This window comes from Spiroplasma endosymbiont of Halictus nicosiae (assembly GCF_978018445.1).
Genome location: NZ_OZ389573.1, coordinates 2,335,857 through 2,352,698, shown reverse-complemented (window position 1 = coordinate 2,352,698; position 16,842 = coordinate 2,335,857). Strand labels below are relative to the sequence as shown.

The following is a 16,842-nucleotide window of genomic DNA, read 5'->3' as shown; positions in this document are numbered from 1 at the left end:
TAGGAGGAATTAAATTATGCCAGTATGGTTAACATGAATATTTAGTATTGTTATTATTTTAGGAATTCTTGCTTGAATTGGTTTATCGATTTATCAAAAAATTCGTCAAATTCGAGGTAAGAAAAAAGAAAAAAGAAATTGAAAACAAGGAGGATAAAGAATAATGTTAAGTATGTATTTAACAACAGCTGTTAATTTTCTAGCTACAGATACTCCTACTATTTCAGGTGGAATGGATTCTATTTGAAGCGGTTTGGGAGAAGCAATGATGAAAGTTAAAGATGCTGTTTATGCTGTGTTACCACAATTAATGACCTTTTTAAGTAATGCTTGAATTATTTTAATTCCATTTGGAATTTGAGTAATTATTTAAATATTAAACTTTTTGCGTGTCATGGTTAAAGGCTTTTAATATTTATTATAACTGATCCATAGCTATTCATATATTTTGGCACACTAGCTTTTATGTGAGTTGATTAATTATAAACGTATAATTTTATATTTTAATAGCTATTAGTTAAAACTAAGTAGTTATTTTTAGTGTGCCTTAATTTTTAATTTTATATATTTAACAATGTTTATTACAATACATATACATTATTTAAATATTTTATAGTAAAGGAGGATTAGAATGAAATTTATTAGTCCGTTGTCTTGGCCAGGTGGAAAAGCTAAACACTTTGATAAAATTAAAGCATTATTACTGGCTAAATTTGATAAATTTATAGATTTATTTTGTGGCGGTGCTTCAGTTGGCTTAAATGTGTTAGACCAGCAGTTATGTAACAAAGTAGTCTTTAATGATTTACATAGTGACTTGATTAACTTTTGGCGGGAAGGGATTCACTTAATCGAATTAGATTATTTACAAAAATTGGTATATCCTAATTCAAAAACTATTAATGAAATGAAAGAAAAGATAGCAAATGATTATTGTTTGAATACAGGCGAAAAATTTTTAATTAAAAATGCTTTAACTTTTAACGGAAAAGAATGAGGAACTTGAACAGATAAAAGATTACAACAAAATTTTAATTTTAATAAATTATTGAGAATTCAAAATGTTAGAAGACTATTAGTTGATCCTAAAAATAATATTGAGTTCTATAATTTGGATTATAAAAATAGGCGTCCTGTACGATGAACCGGCAAAAAACAACTCTTGTGAGATTGTTTTTTTTATTTTTATATTAAAAAACATAAATTTATTTGCATTATTCATCGGATAGTATCTTTAAATTTAGAACTTTTATCATAAAAAAACAGATTAAATTCTGTTTTCCCTACACAAAATAAACGATATTTTTATAAATCCTTTCAATAAAGGTATTATCCGATGAATAATGCGGCACTTAAAATTTAATATTTTGATGCTTAAAGATGAATAACTCATCTATGGCACGAAGCCTTAAAGAAAGTGTGAAAGCGATTGGATTTACTACTCCTATTTATTTCTTTAATTCTCGGAAAGATTAATCACTTGCGAAATGTCAGAGCGCGTGTTTTTTGGCTTGTTTTCATAAAAAGAGTGCTGTTAAACCGAAAAAAACAATATCGGACACTAAAAAAACAAGAGGGTTGGAACTCCAAAAGGTTATTTTCTTTATATAAAGTTGTCTAGGGATGGATGAAGCGTAATTAATAACTGGGTAAACTGTTTCTTTGTTTATTTCCGTATGGGGGTAAACTCTATCAAAATATCTTATCCCCCCCGCTCACCTTCAAAGTGAAGTGGGCGGCGAAGTAATTAAATACTAAAATAAATTATTTACTAAATATCAAAATATTAACCAATAAAGGAATATTATGTTTTTTTACAGAAAGGAAAATATTTGATGAAAAAATGAAATAAAAAAATTAAAAATAAATTACAAGAATTAATGATACGAGCTTATCTAGTAACTGTAAATGATATTAATGATGAAATTTGAGCAACAAATAAAAATAATTAAGGAGTATAGATAAATGACAGAATATAAAAGTTTGTATATTAATAAAACTTGAAATGAAATAACAACGTCATTTGATTGAGTTAATTATCAGCCTGTTAATTGTCGTATTTCACATCATAAAAAGCATTATGATTTGCAATGTTTAGAATGAGCCAAAATGTACTTAATTTTATTTGAAAACAATTGAGATGTAATTGCTTCTTATATGCAACATTACAAAATTAACGATATTTTAGATTTAGCATCAGATGGATGAAAAATATTACAAATTGACAAAAAAATAAAACAAATAAATTAAAATATATTATTGCAATTGACCCTGCTGGAATTGGACAAACTGGTATGATTATTTATAATGTTTTGCAAAAGAAAATAATTAATAATATTACTTTTAATTCTAAAAATGAAGATGAAGAAGCAATAAATAATATGTATTTAATATTAAATGAGTTTAAAAATAAAATTTGTTCTTATTTAAATAAAGTTATTGTAATAATTGAAGATTATCAACTTCAAAAGGGTTTAAAAATAAAAAATCCATTATCTACTCCTAAATTTATTGGTGGTTTAAAAGTTTTATGTAAATATCTATTTAATTTAAATTATGTTTTACAATCGCCAGTTGTTAAGAAAAATTATATTTATAAAGGAAATATTAAAATGACAGAGCACGAATTATATGCTTGAAAACATTTACAATATTTTTTAAAAAAAGAAGTGATAAATAATGACAATAACAGAATCAATTAAATTTAACAAAATTAAAGAAGAAAATGAAACACTTAAAAAAGAACTTGCTGAAAAAAATAAAGAAATATCTAAATTAAAACAAGATGTGGCAGATTTAGAATGTAAAATATACTTTAGAAGCAAAACAATTATATAAAGAAGATTTTTACAAAAATCCATATTCAACAGGTTCTATCGATTGAATATTAGTTGACAGTTCAAAATATGACAAATTATCTAATAAGGATCTTAAATAATGTCTCAAACAAAAAGTAATTTACCTAAAAAATCAATAACTAATAAACCTAAAATAAAAAATAAAAAAGTTAATAAGTTAGAATTAACTGTTAGATTACATGAAAATCCGATTAAAACTAAGATTAAGGCACTGGTTGCTGGTGGTGTTGAAGTTGATGCTTGTTCGGCTAAATGTCAGTGAGAAAGATTAAATTACTCAACATTATCAATATATAACCCATCTATTTTAACTGAGTTTTTGAAATTAAAAAAAGATGATGAGATAAAAATTAAAGGCTCAGTATTTAATCAGTTAAATATAAAAACTAAACGCTATTTTTTGTCTTTTAGAGTAGATAGTTTTGAAATTATACAAAAAGCGATTAGAAAAAGAATAAATACAAATATTAAAAAAAGGAGGAAAAACAATGGCATTAAAAAATGTAAAATATGTTCTTATTGATGAAAGTAATTAACCTATTAAAAATGAAGATGGTAGTTTAGATATTAAAACTGCTGAAATTATTTTAGAAAATACTGCTGAAGTTGAAGAATTTAATGCAAGTAATTTAGAAAATAATAATCAGCAAATCAACGAACTACAAACAAAAAATACTGAATTAACTTCACAAATTGAACAAGAAACAATTCAATTAAAGCAAATTGAAGTAATTGACTTTATTAATTCTTTAACTGATAATGAAAAATTTAAAAATGTTTTATTAAAGTCTTATGATATTACTGATGATATTGAAATCATTAAAACACAATTGCAAAGTGTTTATGATGAATTAATTAAGGTACAAACAGTTAATACTGGGGGCGTACCAAAAGTAGAAAACAAAGAAAAATGAGTGATATAACATTATGACTAATCTTCATAAAAAGGTGTTGGTAAAAATCTACTATTAAATGCTAATTTAATGAGGGGCAGTAAAGTATATAATAATAAATTATTAAATATTTTTCATCAAACACCAATTAAATTAAATAAAATTTTAAATCATTTAAACCTAAATTTTTATATTCAAAAAGTAACTAAAAAATTATTAGCCCCAATTGAAAAACAAATAATTACTATTAAACAAAAAGTAATTAGTAAAATTACTGATAAAACTAAAAAAATATTATCTAAATTTGAAACTAAGGCTATTAAAAAAGGTCAATTATTACCTTTTGCTTATGGTTCTGATGTTTTTTTAGCAGTTAAAATTGTTCCTTTATCAGTTGCGGGTGAAGTTGCTTTAACAATATATTATAAAAATCCTAAATATGTCCCTATTGTCGTTATGACAACTTTAATCAAAGCAGAAGAGTTTGTTTTGGCTCCTGAACCGTTTAAATTTTATATGAACAGTGAGTGGTTTATTGGTTGGGGATTTTAAAAAAACAAGTTTGTTTAATTTAGTTTCTTTTGCCCCACTTGCTTATCAGCAAGTAGTAAAAGATAGTTTTAAAATATATCGGACAATTGCTAAGATATTAAAAATGCAAGAACAATTTAAAAATAACTTTAATAAAGATAAATTGTTAAATACGCTAGAAGATAGTGCGGTTACTAGTTTGTTAGGTAATGGACTAGTATTTCAAGCATATAAACAACTCAGAACAAAACAAGATTTAAACAAAATAATTAAAACAAAAACATTACTAAATAGTAAAAAATTTATATTAAAGAAAATATATTCTAAAAAAAGTAAATGATAAGGAGATGATTAAATGTTAAATGAATTATGACAAAATGTTACTTTGGAAAATTATAATAATTTTATTCCAATGACAGGTAAAATTACACAAGTTCCAGTTCGTTATAATAAGTTTTTTAAAGGTGATGTAGAATTATGATTTAAAACATTTGCTTTAAGAGCCCAAAATATGATTAATTCTTACTTAAACTATCTATTTTCAAAACTAAAGTTTGAAACATTTAAAGATCCATTATTAAAGAAAATTTGTATTAATATGGTGTTTATTACGATTGAACATTGAAAATTTAACCGCATTCCAATTGAGTTTTTTGCTTCGGCAAATATGAGTGTTGGTGATATTAATTATTCTTCACAAAATGACCCAATGACAACATGACAAGGTTTATTACCTAATTATGCAAAATCATTTGCTAATTTAACAACTTTAAAGAAAATGTTTCGTACTTTTCAAGAAGAAGGTATTGATTTAACTATGATAGATTTAGAAGCATATTATACTCAATTAGAAGTTAATGCTTTATTAGAAAAAGAAAAAACTGAAAGAATAGAAAATGATTATAAATTAGATAAAAAAATTGATAATTTATCAAGTGAAACAAAAGAAAATTTAGATAAAAAACAAGATAAATTAACAAAAAATTCTAATCTAGAAATTGATTATATAGCTTGTCAAAGATATGTTAGTTCTAAAGATATATACATATATGGTGATTTAAGTTTTCATAATGATCCAAAACCCGAAGATATACCAAGATTTACAAAAATAGTCAGAGAAGTACAAAATAATATTCAAGTACCAATTACAAAAATTATTAATGATAAGTCAACAGATGAAGAAGTACCAATAGGAAAATCAGTATATAATGTCACTAAATATGATAACAATTTCTTATGGAAAAAAATTGATAATAATACTTCGTTAAGTATATTAAAGTTTTATTCTATTTATCCTACTGTTAAAATTACTGATTGACAAATTTATACTGGACCTAAGTCTTTGTTTAAAATATCTAGTAGTCAAATTACTTTTTAAATTAATAATTTTCAATTTTACAATCCAAAATCTTGAAGATGATTTAATTACTGAGTTTATTTTAGTAATAGTGATAATAAAATATATTTTTGAGATGAAAATAATAATATGAGAATTGATTTTGAAGGTAGTATTTATGAATATCAGGGTGAAGTAACGCCCATATAGGAAGGAGATGTTTTTATGCCAAAAGTAGAAGTTAAAGATGTCGTTATGTTTTTAAAAATCTTTGGAGTTTTATCATTGTTTTTTATTGCAGGAATTATTATTTGTTTTATAGGACCTACTAAATTAGGAATTGGTTGACCTGCATATGTAATTATTGGTGCAATGCTTAATGGTTTTGGGGTAATTGTTTTAATTATTGAAACAATTAGATTTATCAAAACACATAAAAAAGAACAAAATAAAGATAGTATTGAAAATGTTATTAAAAAAGAAGATACAAAATAAAGAGGCGTTATAAATGGGATTGTTACCGGCAAAAAAGAAATTAAAAAAAGAATATGATATTGATAGTTATTATCTTAATTTAGCATCAACGATTACTAATCGTAAAAATGTTACTGTTCAAAAACATAATGAAATTTTAGAAAAAAGAATTTGTGAAGATAATGCTAATTTTTTAAATCCACGTGATTTAGAAATTAGCATTTATAATCCAATTAATAAACAGTATTTAGACACTAAATTAATTAATAAATTTTTAAAAATGCAAGACTTTACTAATAAGAATTGATATAACAAATATAAAATTAATAAAAATGGTAAGGGTGCATATTTTATTTTTGCTAATAATTCAAAACTTAATTTTATTACTATTGATTTTTACAATGACCAGTATGATGAATTAGGTAATTTAGTATCTTGCACTTTTGATTATGACCCTTATATTAAAAATGACCAGAGTATTTTTATTACTGAAAAAATAGAGATTGATGCTGTAACTAAACAAGTTAAAGTTATTAGAAAGTTAAAAATACAATTATATAGTACTATTACCGACTTATATATTGATGATGCTAAATGAAATAACTATACAACATTGCAAAGAGAAGAAATATTACCAATTGATTTTATTCCCATTGAAATTATTCCTAATAACCCTAATTTCGAACCTTCTGCTCGTTATGGTAAACAATTTGCTAGTATTTTAGATATTATTGCTGAAAAGATAATGTTAGACCCATTATTAAATAGTGGTAAATTTACCATTAATACTAATGGGGTTACTGGTGTTGTTGACCAAGAAATTAGTAAAATGTTGGCTTCATTTTTTGAAAATGACTTGTTATTAGTTGAAGGTGACCCCGATAGTAATTTTCAACCAGTATACTATATTGCTGGTAATTTTAAAGGTGAACAATTAACCAAAATATACGATTGATTATTAACTAATTACTATAAAATAAATCGCCATCATGTCCCCGCAATTGCTAAGGGGGCCCAACAAACTCAGGCGGAAGTTGCTGGTGTAAATATTCAAACAAACGCATCATACGAACAAATGATATATATTAGAGAAATTAAATTAACTGAATTTATTATTAAGTTAATTAAATATGATAATGCAATTTTAAATAGTAGAACATTTAATATTAAAAATATTGACGAGTTAATTGTTGATGTTCACTTACCAGTAAATGCCACTTTAAACAGACAATTAAAAAACAACGAAACTATTATCAATACGCTTATTGAAGAAGGAGAACAAGAATAATGTTAAAACCATCTGAAAAAATGTTAGCACAATTAGCAGAAAAAGATGAACCAATTGACTATTCAATTGATAGTATTCCGTTGGATTTTGCTAATCAATCGCAATACAGCGACCCTGATTTAGAACAATTATTTACTATAGACCCTGCCAGAACCTTATACATTTATAAAATTAATAATCTTGTTAATACAAAGCAAAAACCAATCTTAAACTACTCTCAAAATAGCGTTAAGATCGGTTTTATTGACAAAGATAAATATATTAAAATAACTGGTTATGAAATTAGCTATTTTAACTTTAAATTAGAAATACAACAAAATACCACAGTACAAGATAATAGCACAAGTTATGTAATGATTGATGAAAAAGATATTTTAATTAATGATATTTCAAAACAAGATAAAGAATTTTTAGAAGCATTAGATTTAAAAATAGTATATATTAATGAACCAATTAGTGAAGACAATAAAAATGAATGTTATATCATTGAAGAATATAAACGCCCTTATACACCCGATGGTGTTGACATTATTAAATCTACTCACTTAATTAAAATAACTGACTTTAAATGAAAAAATCAAAATAGTATTCATTTAGTATTACAAAAATCATTGCCCGAAGATACAGTATTTACTGGTATTGAGATTAAATACCCTCTAAATCAATGTTATTTGGAAATATAAAATGTTGAGGCAATGTCAATGGTGTTTATTCTTATCCCCAGTCAATTATTCAGAATGCCAACCTAGTACTTTTGTTATCAATGCCAATTGAAACTAATTCTAATTTAAGAGTATTTCAATATTGATTTACCAAAAGTTTTTTACCATGAAGTATTGTCAAAGATTATATAAAAGGAAAAGATATTTTAGGTTTATTAGGTGTTAAAAAATTAAATATTGTTTTATTAAATTATCTAACATATCGTTATAATTATGATAGAAAATTTCAAGGTGCAAAATACGATGAAAAAGGTAATCCTACTAATAAAGCGGCGGAATTACGCCAAAAATTCGAAGGACAAAAACCCGAAGATGTTATTGATGGTCTATTTGAAGAATGAAAGTTCAAAAACCCATCTCTTATTAATGAGAAAGTTATCAAAATATTTAAACAAATTATTTATATGCTTTCAAATTATACATATAGCAAATATGCAATCAACAAAGGCTATAATGATGATATTAAGTTAATTGCCCCCTATTATTTTGAATTATTATCAATACCTGAACCTGATAAAAAAGATGAAAATTATTGAAAATTTAAAAAATGTATAATTGAGTTAAATTCATTGTATTTTAATTTTTCTGGTGGTCCCATTCCACCATCGCCATTAAATTATTGAAAAGAAGTTTATGCAGATAGTAAACCGTTTAATGAAGTTGATAATAAATATTATTTTGTTGTGTGAAAGGGCAAAACACAATGATATACAACAAAGTTTCTTAATAATGAAAAAATAAATCAACATGGCAGAAAAGTATTAAAAGAAAAAGACGGATATGAGATTGGTTTATATTGTTATAGTAATTTTAAATATGAAGTTGATTTATTTAATTATGAACCATCTAAAATGACAAACTGACCTTGAAGAATTGACAAAGGAAATTATTTTAAATCTGTTTATCGTTGTGAAATAAAGGGTGTACCAAATACACCAAGTATTGACCCAACAACAGTGCAAATTATAAAATGAAATTTAAAACATCAGAATAATAACAACAAAAATGATGAAATTAAAGCAATTATAAAAAATAAAGATATTTCAGAAAACTCCATTTATCAATTAGAAACAAATTATTTTAATTGACTATCAATAACAAGTGAATTAGAAACAAATAACATTCCGTCTTTAATTCCTGCTGAAATTAAACTATCAGATGGATAATATGGTAAGTATTTAACTAATTTAATTGTTTCTAATGACAAAATAGAAGATTATTTAAATTATTTTTCACAATGATATAAATTGCTTTATTCTAAGGCAGATTGAGGGGGAATAACTAAAAATTTAGTTGTAGATAATATTAAAATAATTTTTGATAAGCATCAAAAACTATTTAATTTAAATCAAATTGAAATATCGGGTATATGGGGTTATGGAAATTATGATATAAATATTTCTGTTGATAAATCAAATGAAAAAACTATTGCAGGAAAATATATAAATTTAGAATTAATTAAAAGTTGTCCTATTGAAACCAAAGTTAGTGGTAAAGATAAAAATACATATCTTCAATTAATAGAAGAAGACACCTGATATCTTTGAAAAAATGGTGTTGAAGATGAAAAATCTTATTCAAATAAAGCGGTTGCTGATTTTTAAAAACAATCAAATAATATAATATTTTCTTATCACCCTATTAAAAGAAGAAATTAATATTAATAATTTAGAATTATTTAATAAAAACAATGAAAAACTATCATTAATTACATTAGATATTTAAAAAAGTCATTTATTAAAATGACTTTTTTATTAGTTATTAACTTTTACATTACAGTTTTTATCAATAATTAAATTAGGTAATTTTTGTTTATCACCATTTCAACGATAAACAGATTTAAAATAAGTTCCTTTGTCAATTCTTCAAGGTCAGTTTGTCATTTTAGATGGTTCATAATTAAATAAATCAACTTCATATTTAAAATTACTATAACAATATAAACCAATCTCATATCCGTCTTTTTCTTTTAATACTTTTCTGCCATGTTGATTTATTTTTTCATTATTAAGAAACTTTGTTGTATATCATTGTGTTTTGCCCTTTCACACAACAAAATAATATTTATTATCAACTTCATTAAACGGTTTTTCTTGTGATGCTATTCATTCTAAAATACCATCTTTTGTAGTTATATTATTTTTTTCCTTTTCTTTTTTTAATTTTTCTAGTGTATATTCATTTTTTTATCACAAGCAACTAAACTTAGTCTACTTGTTTTTATTAAAGTTATTGTACCCAAAATAGTTAATATTTTTTTCATATTAATTTTTTATAACCCTACGCCCATTGTGTTATTTTTAAATGTTTCATTTTGTTCATATAAATTTAATGGAATAGCTTCTCCAATTTGAGTCTGATGCATAATTATTTCTTTTTGACTTTTAATATCATAAGAAAATTTTATGCTATTATCATTATTTATTATAATTTTTGAAGGTAAAATATTATTTTCTAGTAAGCTAGACATAGCATCTTTTATTGAAATAGAAACTGTTGTTCTATTATTGTTTTTATCAAGGAAATCGGCACTAACCATACCTTGAACTTTTTGATAATAACTTAAAATAAGTACTATATTATTCTTTCAGGCATTAACAGAAATTGAAATTTTACTATGTGGTGGTATTTTTACTGGTTGAGAAGGGAGATTTATTGTCATAGTTTCAGTAGTTGTTTTAATTTCTGTATTAGAAGAATTTGTAACTTCTCCTATAATATAATTTTTTGATCCCCCTCATGTTTTACCCTCTCCAACTTCAACCGCAATTTCAAGTTTTGCACCAAAAACAAGTGGAACACCACCATTACTACTAGTTTTTACTGTAACTTTACCATTTCAATTTCAATTTCAATTTTCAGTATTTGATGTTAATTCTGATTTAGAAAATCCATTCATTTTTTGAAATGTATTTGTTTCTGTTAATTGTTTAGAACAAGAAACTGTATTTTGTGTTTGTTCGATACTACTATTATTTATAAATGTTGAGTCAGAATCTTTACAAAAATCATTAATATCTTGTTCTAAGTTAGATGATTTATTTTTTTGTATTTGTTCTAAAGTAACATCAGATAATGTTAAATTTTCTAAATTAATATTGTAAATTTTTTTAATTTCATAACTAGGATTTTGTTTTTTATAGTATAAATATAATCCTCTTTTTATTTGTTCTTGAATATTAATGATTTCAGATTCAATTAATTCTAAAGGATCATATCCATAAACATTATTATCATCTGAAGCAATATATAATTTATTATTTAACACAACTCCCGAAGATCAAATGTTTTTATCTGTAGTAATAACAACTTTTTGTTGATTTGTTGTTTAAAGCGATACGGATAAGAACCATAAAACAAAGCATCATATGGATCGTGGTACATTTTACTGTCGGGTGTGTTTGTTTTGGTATCGCTAAATCTTAATTCACTAATACACTTATCTAAAAATGGGAAGTTATATAATATACCATATATTTTGCCTTGAACAAACATTTTTCTTATTCATGTTACACGATTAATTATTCCCGCTTCTTTATTAAGAGATGTCTGATGTTTTTTGGCTTTAAACATCTTAATTTTATAACCTAAAAAAGGGTAAATATCTTCTTGTAATTTTTGCATAAAGTCATGAGCATTAATATCATAATGAAATGTAGCATATTCAAAACCATCAAATTTATCAAAACAGTTAATTATTCATTGTCCGTAATGTTCAACTATTTCATTTAAATTCATTGCGTTTTTTGGGGTAACAACATTTTCTTTAATTAAATATTTATCATATTCATTATTTTCATTAATTTTATAACCACTAAATAAAAATACTGTATGGTCTTCACTACCATTAGCATAATTAACACCAATTGAATAACTATCAAATTGATATTGTTTTGTATTTGTATTATAAAAATCTTGTAAATTATACTCTTTAATATATTTACGATAATTTCGTAAAACATAAATACTGGGGTCATTATCGTTATATTCAAAATCGTAATATTTAAGTTCAAATAAATCGGGTCATTCTTCTTTATTTGCTAAAACAATTTTTTGGTAATATCAGGTATTTTATTTCAAACAGCCCCCATAGTTAAACGCAAATTAAAAATACCCAAACCATTAAATGCTTGTTTGTTTTCTGAATATACCTGATTGTGTTCTTTTAAAATATTTTTAATTCTTTCATTTAAAGGTAAATATGGCGTTACAAATTTTTCATAAAAGATATGGTATTTATCAAAAAGATTAAAGGTAAATTGATTAGAATATGTTTTATAAAAATATGTTGTAACTGTTATATATTGTTTTGCTATGTTGTCTCATTCTTGAAATGTCCAAGATAATTCTTTTACTGGAATAGGATTATCTAAATTATATTGTTCATTATCATTTTCATCCGTGTATTTTTCGTAAGACACTTTTAAACTTTTAGAACGAAACATTGAAACTCTTAAATTATTATATCTTTTATCTAGTTCTTTATCAGTTAATATTTCTTTTTCTTCAGCATGTATCATTTCGTCAGTTCATGCTGATATAATACCACTACCTTTACCAACTTTCCCCATAATTTTATTACCATTAGAATAACCCGCAAAAGCAATTCGAACACCACTAGGAAAAACAATTTCGCCACCTTCTTTAACATTTTTAGGTCAAACAATGCCATTTTCATTGTTGGGTCCTATATCAATCCCATATTTATCATATAGATAGTTACATACATTAATTGTATCGCCAAATGTAGTATCTTCGTGGGTGTTGGCATATCTTCGTAAAATGACCGACGAAGCATCAGTAAAATTACAAGCAAAAAATAATTTTTCTACTAAATGATTTCATGTTTTATTAGTACCACGCCCCGCTGAAACAAACTTAAAAAAACTTGGCGAAGTAAAATATCTGGCATAACTATCTCCAACAAAGTCTTTAAATACTTCTCAATCAAAACCAAAATTATAGTCACTAAAATTTAAATCATATTTTTTATTTAAATGTTTATAACTAGTAATTCGTTTTTTGTTATTAATTTTACTAAATTCTTGCATATTTATTGACCTCTTTATTTTATATATAATATATTATAAGAAAAAATGAAAGGAATTTGTATAAAAATAAGAAAATTTAAACATTTAATATTTGATGAACGATATTTATTTAAAGATTTATTATTATCTGATACTTGTAAAAAGAAAAATGGCACAATTAATTTATCTGAAATATCACGACAAACGGGTCGTGGAGTTAATACTGTTAAAAGAGAAATAAATCGATTTAAAAATATACAAGATTATAATCCATATCAAGCACAAAAAGATTATAAACAAAAACGTAAAAAATGCATTAAAAAACTACCTAAATTTACAAAAGAGCAGCTTAGATTTTATTAAAATAAGATTTAATAAATACCACGATACACCCGAACAATTAATTTATCGTTATTTCTTGGAGTTTGGTGTTAAATTTTCTGCTTGTGTTAAAACATTGTATAAATGAATTCGCTTAGGTGAATTTGGATTAAAAAAAGAAAATTTACCCCATCGTGGTAAAAAATATAAAACAAAAGGAAAAACTGATAATCGTGGTAAATTAACTAACTTTAAATCAATTTGAGATATTGAAAATAAAGTTTCTAATGTTGGATGATTTGAAATGGATACTGTTGTAGGAAAAGACCATCAATCTAGTAATTTAGTTTTAATAGAACAATCAAGTAAAAATTATTTTGTAATGAAATTAAAAAATAATACTGCTAATGAAGTTTTAGAAAAATTTAAAGATATTGCTAAAATAATAATTTAATTGGAAAAATTAAAGGAATAATAACAGATTGTGGAAAAGAATTTAGTAAATGAAAAGAAATCGAAATATTTGCTGAAACACAAGTTTATTTTTGTGACCCCGGTAAACCACAAGAAAAACCATTAATTGAGCATATGAACGGTGAATTTAGATATTGACTTTCTAAGGGAATTGATTTTACTAATATTAGTCAAAAAATGATAGATTGAGTAGTTAATGTTATAAATGATAAACTCCGACCATGTTTAAATTGACTAAGTGCAAAGACAATGTTTTTACAAAATTTTAAATAAATTTATTAGTTAAAATTTAATAAATTATTTTTTAGTGTGCTTAAATATGAATAAAATAAGATAAAATTACAAAAATTTAATTTTTTCTGAAAAAGTTGTAGCAATTTATTAAAAATATTTTATTATTAACTTAATAAGATATAAATTTGCCGTTTATATATACACAGCGCCATATTATTAATAAATATTATATGGATAAAAATATTGTTTGATATTTAGATCCACCATATTTTTATAATAAAGAAAGAGTTTATAAACATTCAAAAATGAACTTTTATGAACTAAAAGATAATATTTTAAACATTAAAGGTAAATGAATTTTAAGTATTGATAATACTGAATTTATTAAAGACTTGTTTAAAGAATTTAATATTAATGAATTTGAATGAGTTTATAGTTCTACTAATTGTCATAATAAAAATCCAAAACTTGGCCAAGAATTAATTATTACAAATTTTAAGGAGTATGATTAATTATTAAACGTAAATGTCAAATTTGTCATTCTATCTTGAATAAAAAATTTGTTGGTAGTTTGTTTTGAGTAATGTATCATAAACCAAGTTATAAAAGTGGTCCTAATACGGCATTGTGTAAATATAATATGGAAAGTAAGGTGTTTTTATGAGTTTTTATAAAAAGAATATTAACCTACAAAATTATTTTATTCGAACAGAATTTGTAGTTTTTAGAACAGATAAAGCTTCGTTTATAAATTTACCTAATCATAATCGTCATATCGGTTTTTGATTGAGTAATAAGTTTATTTATCCTAATCAAAAACATTTTGATCAAGTAGCTATTGGTTTGATTTATGATAATTCTTACCCTATTGTAAAATATGATGAAAATTTAAAACGAAATATTTGAAAATATTTAACTGGAACAGAAATAATTAATTTATATAATCAATATAAACAAAATTATTTTACACAAATGAAAAAAGCATTATTCCCTGCTGAACCTCAAAAAGTAAAAACAAATAACAATAATAATTTAACAAATTGAACTGTTGAAAAAGACCAAGAATTAATTAATGATTTGAAAGATTTAAATTAAATGAGTTTATATAATTATTGAGTTCAATTTGTAAGTTATATTATTGGTTCAAATGCTCCCGATTTTATATATGTTATATCGTTTGTATTATTTATCGTTTTATTTTTTGGAATGTTTTTTAAACTTATTCAAAAAATGTGGAGTTTTTAAAAATGCAAAATGATTGAGAAAAATTAAAAGAGTTTTTTATTCATGTCTTTTTGTTTATAGATAAAACAAATGTTGAAAATATTACAACTTTAAATTTAACACAAAATGAATATTTAACTTTGATGGTTGGTGTTTGAATTGTAATTTTGTTTTTAACTTGGTTTTTATTGTAAATGATTTTTAAAATAGTTGGGTATTTTAAATAATGAAAAAGTTTGTATTTTTTTTAAAAAATTATTGTTATATTAGCGGTTCAATGGTTTTGTTTAGTTTAATTGATTTATTATTTTAAATTATTTCTTTAAATTACACCGGCTTAGTTTTTTGAGTATTATTTGTTTTACAATGTGTATATTTTTGGATGATTATGAAAAAATATTTTTTATCAGTTAAATTCATTTAGGTTAGTTGATTTTGTTTAAGATAACCCTTTGTCAGTTATCATTGGCAAGTTAGGAACAGGTAAAACATTACTTTTAACTTATTTGTCTCAGTCTATGAAATTATTAACAAATGAAATTTATAGTAATTATCCATTAGAAGATGACAAGGTTAAAGTTTTAACATTTAAAAATTTGGATTTTACTGATCGAACAAAATCAGTTCCTACAGATGATAGTGTTATTTTATTTGATGAAAGTTATTTATATATTGTTGGAACTAGTCTGCACGATGAGAAAAAAGTTCATAGTGGTAAGATACCGTGAATTGTTTTAGCAAGACATTTTGGACATCGTGCTTTGTTTACTGCTCAGCGTGAGGGTATGATTTGAAAGAATATTAGGCAATTAGCAAGTGGTATTATTATTCCAATTTCACTTAAAAAACCAATTGTTAAAAAGGATTTAATATTTTTAATCGTTTTTTTATTATGCGAATTGGTATTTTTCAAGATATTACTGATTATGAAATTTGAAAAACAAAATCAGTTGAACGATTGTCAGAAGGTAAACGAGCAAAACATAAGTCGGATGTTGGATTAGGAATTCGGTTTTTTAAGATAATTATTCCGCTTGAATTTGCTAATAAATACGATAGTTATTGATTAAGTTTTGTTCGTGATTTGAAAAACGATGAGGTTATTAATAAAAAAGAATATTTTTGAAAAGATATATCAAAATTAAATAATAAACAACGCTTAGAATTGTTTAATATTGATATTTTGAAAAAGAATTTAAAACCTAAAAAAGAAAAAGGAAGTGGTAAAGATGATTAATTTATTATCAGAAAGTAGTAATTGAGACAAAATTTTTAGTTTTATTTTTGATGTATTTTTGTTTATTTTTGATGTGATTTGAAATACTAAATTGCCAATGACAAAAACAACAATTGCTTATTTTGTGATCTTTTTTATGGCTATTAAATTATCAATTTATGCTATTCATGGTACATCAACACAATATAATGAATTAGGTTCAACTGTTTAAAATAGTACA

The 16,842-nt window shown here is 23.9% G+C and carries 22 protein-coding genes and 4 pseudogenes; 21 read left to right on the top strand and 5 right to left on the bottom strand.

The window, feature by feature from the left end; genetic code table 4:
- Positions 1–16 precede the first annotated feature (16 nt).
- From ACZ91P_RS15930 to ACZ91P_RS15860, 15 genes and pseudogenes are all read left to right on the top strand, one after another.
- Positions 17–164: pseudogene (locus ACZ91P_RS15930) on the top strand (hypothetical protein).
- A complete protein-coding gene (locus ACZ91P_RS15925; RefSeq protein WP_465157277.1) occupies positions 164–373 on the top strand; it encodes a hypothetical protein in 210 nt (69 codons plus the stop codon). The pseudogene ACZ91P_RS15930 and the gene ACZ91P_RS15925 overlap by 1 nt, the downstream one beginning before the upstream one ends.
- A gap of 258 nt (positions 374–631) precedes the next feature.
- On the top strand, positions 632–1,258 hold the full coding sequence (locus ACZ91P_RS15920; RefSeq protein ID WP_465157276.1) for a DNA adenine methylase: 627 nt from the start codon (positions 632–634) through the stop codon (positions 1,256–1,258).
- Between the two features lie 707 nt (positions 1,259–1,965).
- Complete coding sequence (locus ACZ91P_RS15915; RefSeq protein WP_465157161.1) at positions 1,966–2,250, top strand: hypothetical protein; 285 nt, start codon at positions 1,966–1,968, stop codon at positions 2,248–2,250.
- On the top strand, positions 2,205–2,702 hold the full coding sequence (locus ACZ91P_RS15910; RefSeq protein ID WP_465157160.1) for a hypothetical protein: 498 nt from the start codon (positions 2,205–2,207) through the stop codon (positions 2,700–2,702). Before ACZ91P_RS15915 ends, ACZ91P_RS15910 begins: the two co-directional genes overlap by 46 nt.
- Positions 2,680–2,838: a hypothetical protein gene (locus tag ACZ91P_RS15905; protein ID WP_465157159.1), complete on the top strand. Its 159-nt coding sequence runs from the start codon at positions 2,680–2,682 to the stop codon at positions 2,836–2,838. The genes ACZ91P_RS15910 and ACZ91P_RS15905 overlap by 23 nt, the downstream gene beginning before the upstream one ends.
- A gap of 99 nt (positions 2,839–2,937) precedes the next feature.
- Positions 2,938–3,390 carry a hypothetical protein gene (locus ACZ91P_RS15900; protein ID WP_465157158.1) on the top strand — a complete coding sequence of 151 codons (453 nt, stop codon included), beginning with the start codon at positions 2,938–2,940 and terminating at the stop codon, positions 3,388–3,390.
- Positions 3,391–3,841: 451 nt separating this feature from the next.
- Complete coding sequence (locus ACZ91P_RS15895) at positions 3,842–4,303, top strand: hypothetical protein (RefSeq protein ID WP_465157275.1); 462 nt, start codon at positions 3,842–3,844, stop codon at positions 4,301–4,303.
- Between the two features lie 10 nt (positions 4,304–4,313).
- Positions 4,314–4,625: a hypothetical protein gene (locus ACZ91P_RS15890; RefSeq protein WP_465157156.1), complete on the top strand. Its 312-nt coding sequence runs from the start codon at positions 4,314–4,316 to the stop codon at positions 4,623–4,625.
- A gap of 12 nt (positions 4,626–4,637) precedes the next feature.
- Positions 4,638–5,660, top strand: coding sequence for a hypothetical protein (locus ACZ91P_RS15885; protein ID WP_465157274.1), 1,023 nt, complete (start codon positions 4,638–4,640; stop codon positions 5,658–5,660).
- A 183-nt stretch (positions 5,661–5,843) separates the two neighbouring features.
- Entirely contained in the window at positions 5,844–6,113 is a 270-nt protein-coding gene (locus tag ACZ91P_RS15880; RefSeq protein WP_465157154.1) for a hypothetical protein, read from the top strand.
- A gap of 13 nt (positions 6,114–6,126) precedes the next feature.
- On the top strand, positions 6,127–7,380 hold the full coding sequence (locus ACZ91P_RS15875; RefSeq protein WP_465157153.1) for a hypothetical protein: 1,254 nt from the start codon (positions 6,127–6,129) through the stop codon (positions 7,378–7,380).
- Complete coding sequence (locus ACZ91P_RS15870) at positions 7,380–8,063, top strand: hypothetical protein (protein WP_465157273.1); 684 nt, start codon at positions 7,380–7,382, stop codon at positions 8,061–8,063. Before ACZ91P_RS15875 ends, ACZ91P_RS15870 begins: the two co-directional genes overlap by 1 nt.
- Positions 8,045–9,268: a hypothetical protein gene (locus tag ACZ91P_RS15865; protein WP_465157272.1), complete on the top strand. Its 1,224-nt coding sequence runs from the start codon at positions 8,045–8,047 to the stop codon at positions 9,266–9,268. Before ACZ91P_RS15870 ends, ACZ91P_RS15865 begins: the two co-directional genes overlap by 19 nt.
- Positions 9,269–9,349: 81 nt before the next feature.
- Positions 9,350–9,706, top strand: coding sequence for a hypothetical protein (locus ACZ91P_RS15860; RefSeq protein WP_465157271.1), 357 nt, complete (start codon positions 9,350–9,352; stop codon positions 9,704–9,706).
- Between the two features lie 150 nt (positions 9,707–9,856).
- Here ACZ91P_RS15860 and ACZ91P_RS15855 read toward each other — a convergent pair whose 3' ends face one another.
- From ACZ91P_RS15855 to ACZ91P_RS15835, 5 genes are all read right to left on the bottom strand, one after another.
- The gene (locus ACZ91P_RS15855; protein WP_465157270.1) at positions 9,857–10,153 is read right to left on the bottom strand and encodes a hypothetical protein; all 297 of its coding nucleotides are present in this window, start codon (positions 10,151–10,153) and stop codon (positions 9,857–9,859) included.
- A 116-nt stretch (positions 10,154–10,269) separates the two neighbouring features.
- Entirely contained in the window at positions 10,270–10,365 is a 96-nt protein-coding gene (locus ACZ91P_RS15850; RefSeq protein WP_465157269.1) for a lipoprotein, read from the bottom strand.
- 9 nt (positions 10,366–10,374) lie between these two features.
- A complete protein-coding gene (locus ACZ91P_RS15845; RefSeq protein ID WP_465157268.1) occupies positions 10,375–11,370 on the bottom strand; it encodes an ETX/MTX2 family pore-forming toxin in 996 nt (331 codons plus the stop codon).
- Positions 11,364–11,840, bottom strand: coding sequence for a hypothetical protein (locus ACZ91P_RS15840; protein WP_465157267.1), 477 nt, complete (start codon positions 11,838–11,840; stop codon positions 11,364–11,366). Before ACZ91P_RS15840 ends, ACZ91P_RS15845 begins: the two co-directional genes overlap by 7 nt.
- 302 nt (positions 11,841–12,142) lie before the next feature.
- Positions 12,143–13,153 carry a hypothetical protein gene (locus ACZ91P_RS15835; RefSeq protein ID WP_465157266.1) on the bottom strand — a complete coding sequence of 337 codons (1,011 nt, stop codon included), beginning with the start codon at positions 13,151–13,153 and terminating at the stop codon, positions 12,143–12,145.
- A gap of 45 nt (positions 13,154–13,198) precedes the next feature.
- Here ACZ91P_RS15835 and ACZ91P_RS15830 point away from each other — a divergent pair.
- The 6 genes and pseudogenes from ACZ91P_RS15830 to ACZ91P_RS15805 all read left to right on the top strand — a co-directional run.
- A pseudogene (locus ACZ91P_RS15830) lies at positions 13,199–14,200 on the top strand (IS30 family transposase).
- A gap of 191 nt (positions 14,201–14,391) precedes the next feature.
- A complete protein-coding gene (locus ACZ91P_RS15825; RefSeq protein WP_465157265.1) occupies positions 14,392–14,673 on the top strand; it encodes a DNA adenine methylase in 282 nt (93 codons plus the stop codon).
- Positions 14,674–14,821: 148 nt separating this feature from the next.
- Positions 14,822–15,256 (top strand): DUF3627 domain-containing protein, encoded by a 435-nt coding sequence (locus ACZ91P_RS15820; RefSeq protein ID WP_465157264.1) that lies wholly within the window; start codon positions 14,822–14,824, stop codon positions 15,254–15,256.
- Positions 15,257–15,408: 152 nt separating this feature from the next.
- The gene (locus tag ACZ91P_RS15815) at positions 15,409–15,579 is read left to right on the top strand and encodes a DUF2649 family protein (protein ID WP_465157263.1); all 171 of its coding nucleotides are present in this window, start codon (positions 15,409–15,411) and stop codon (positions 15,577–15,579) included.
- 32 nt (positions 15,580–15,611) lie between these two features.
- Positions 15,612–16,622, top strand: a pseudogene (locus tag ACZ91P_RS15810) (hypothetical protein).
- Positions 16,615–16,830: pseudogene (locus ACZ91P_RS15805) on the top strand (hypothetical protein); the annotation flags it as partial. The pseudogenes ACZ91P_RS15810 and ACZ91P_RS15805, both read left to right, overlap by 8 nt.
- Between the last annotated feature and the right edge of the window lie 12 nt (positions 16,831–16,842).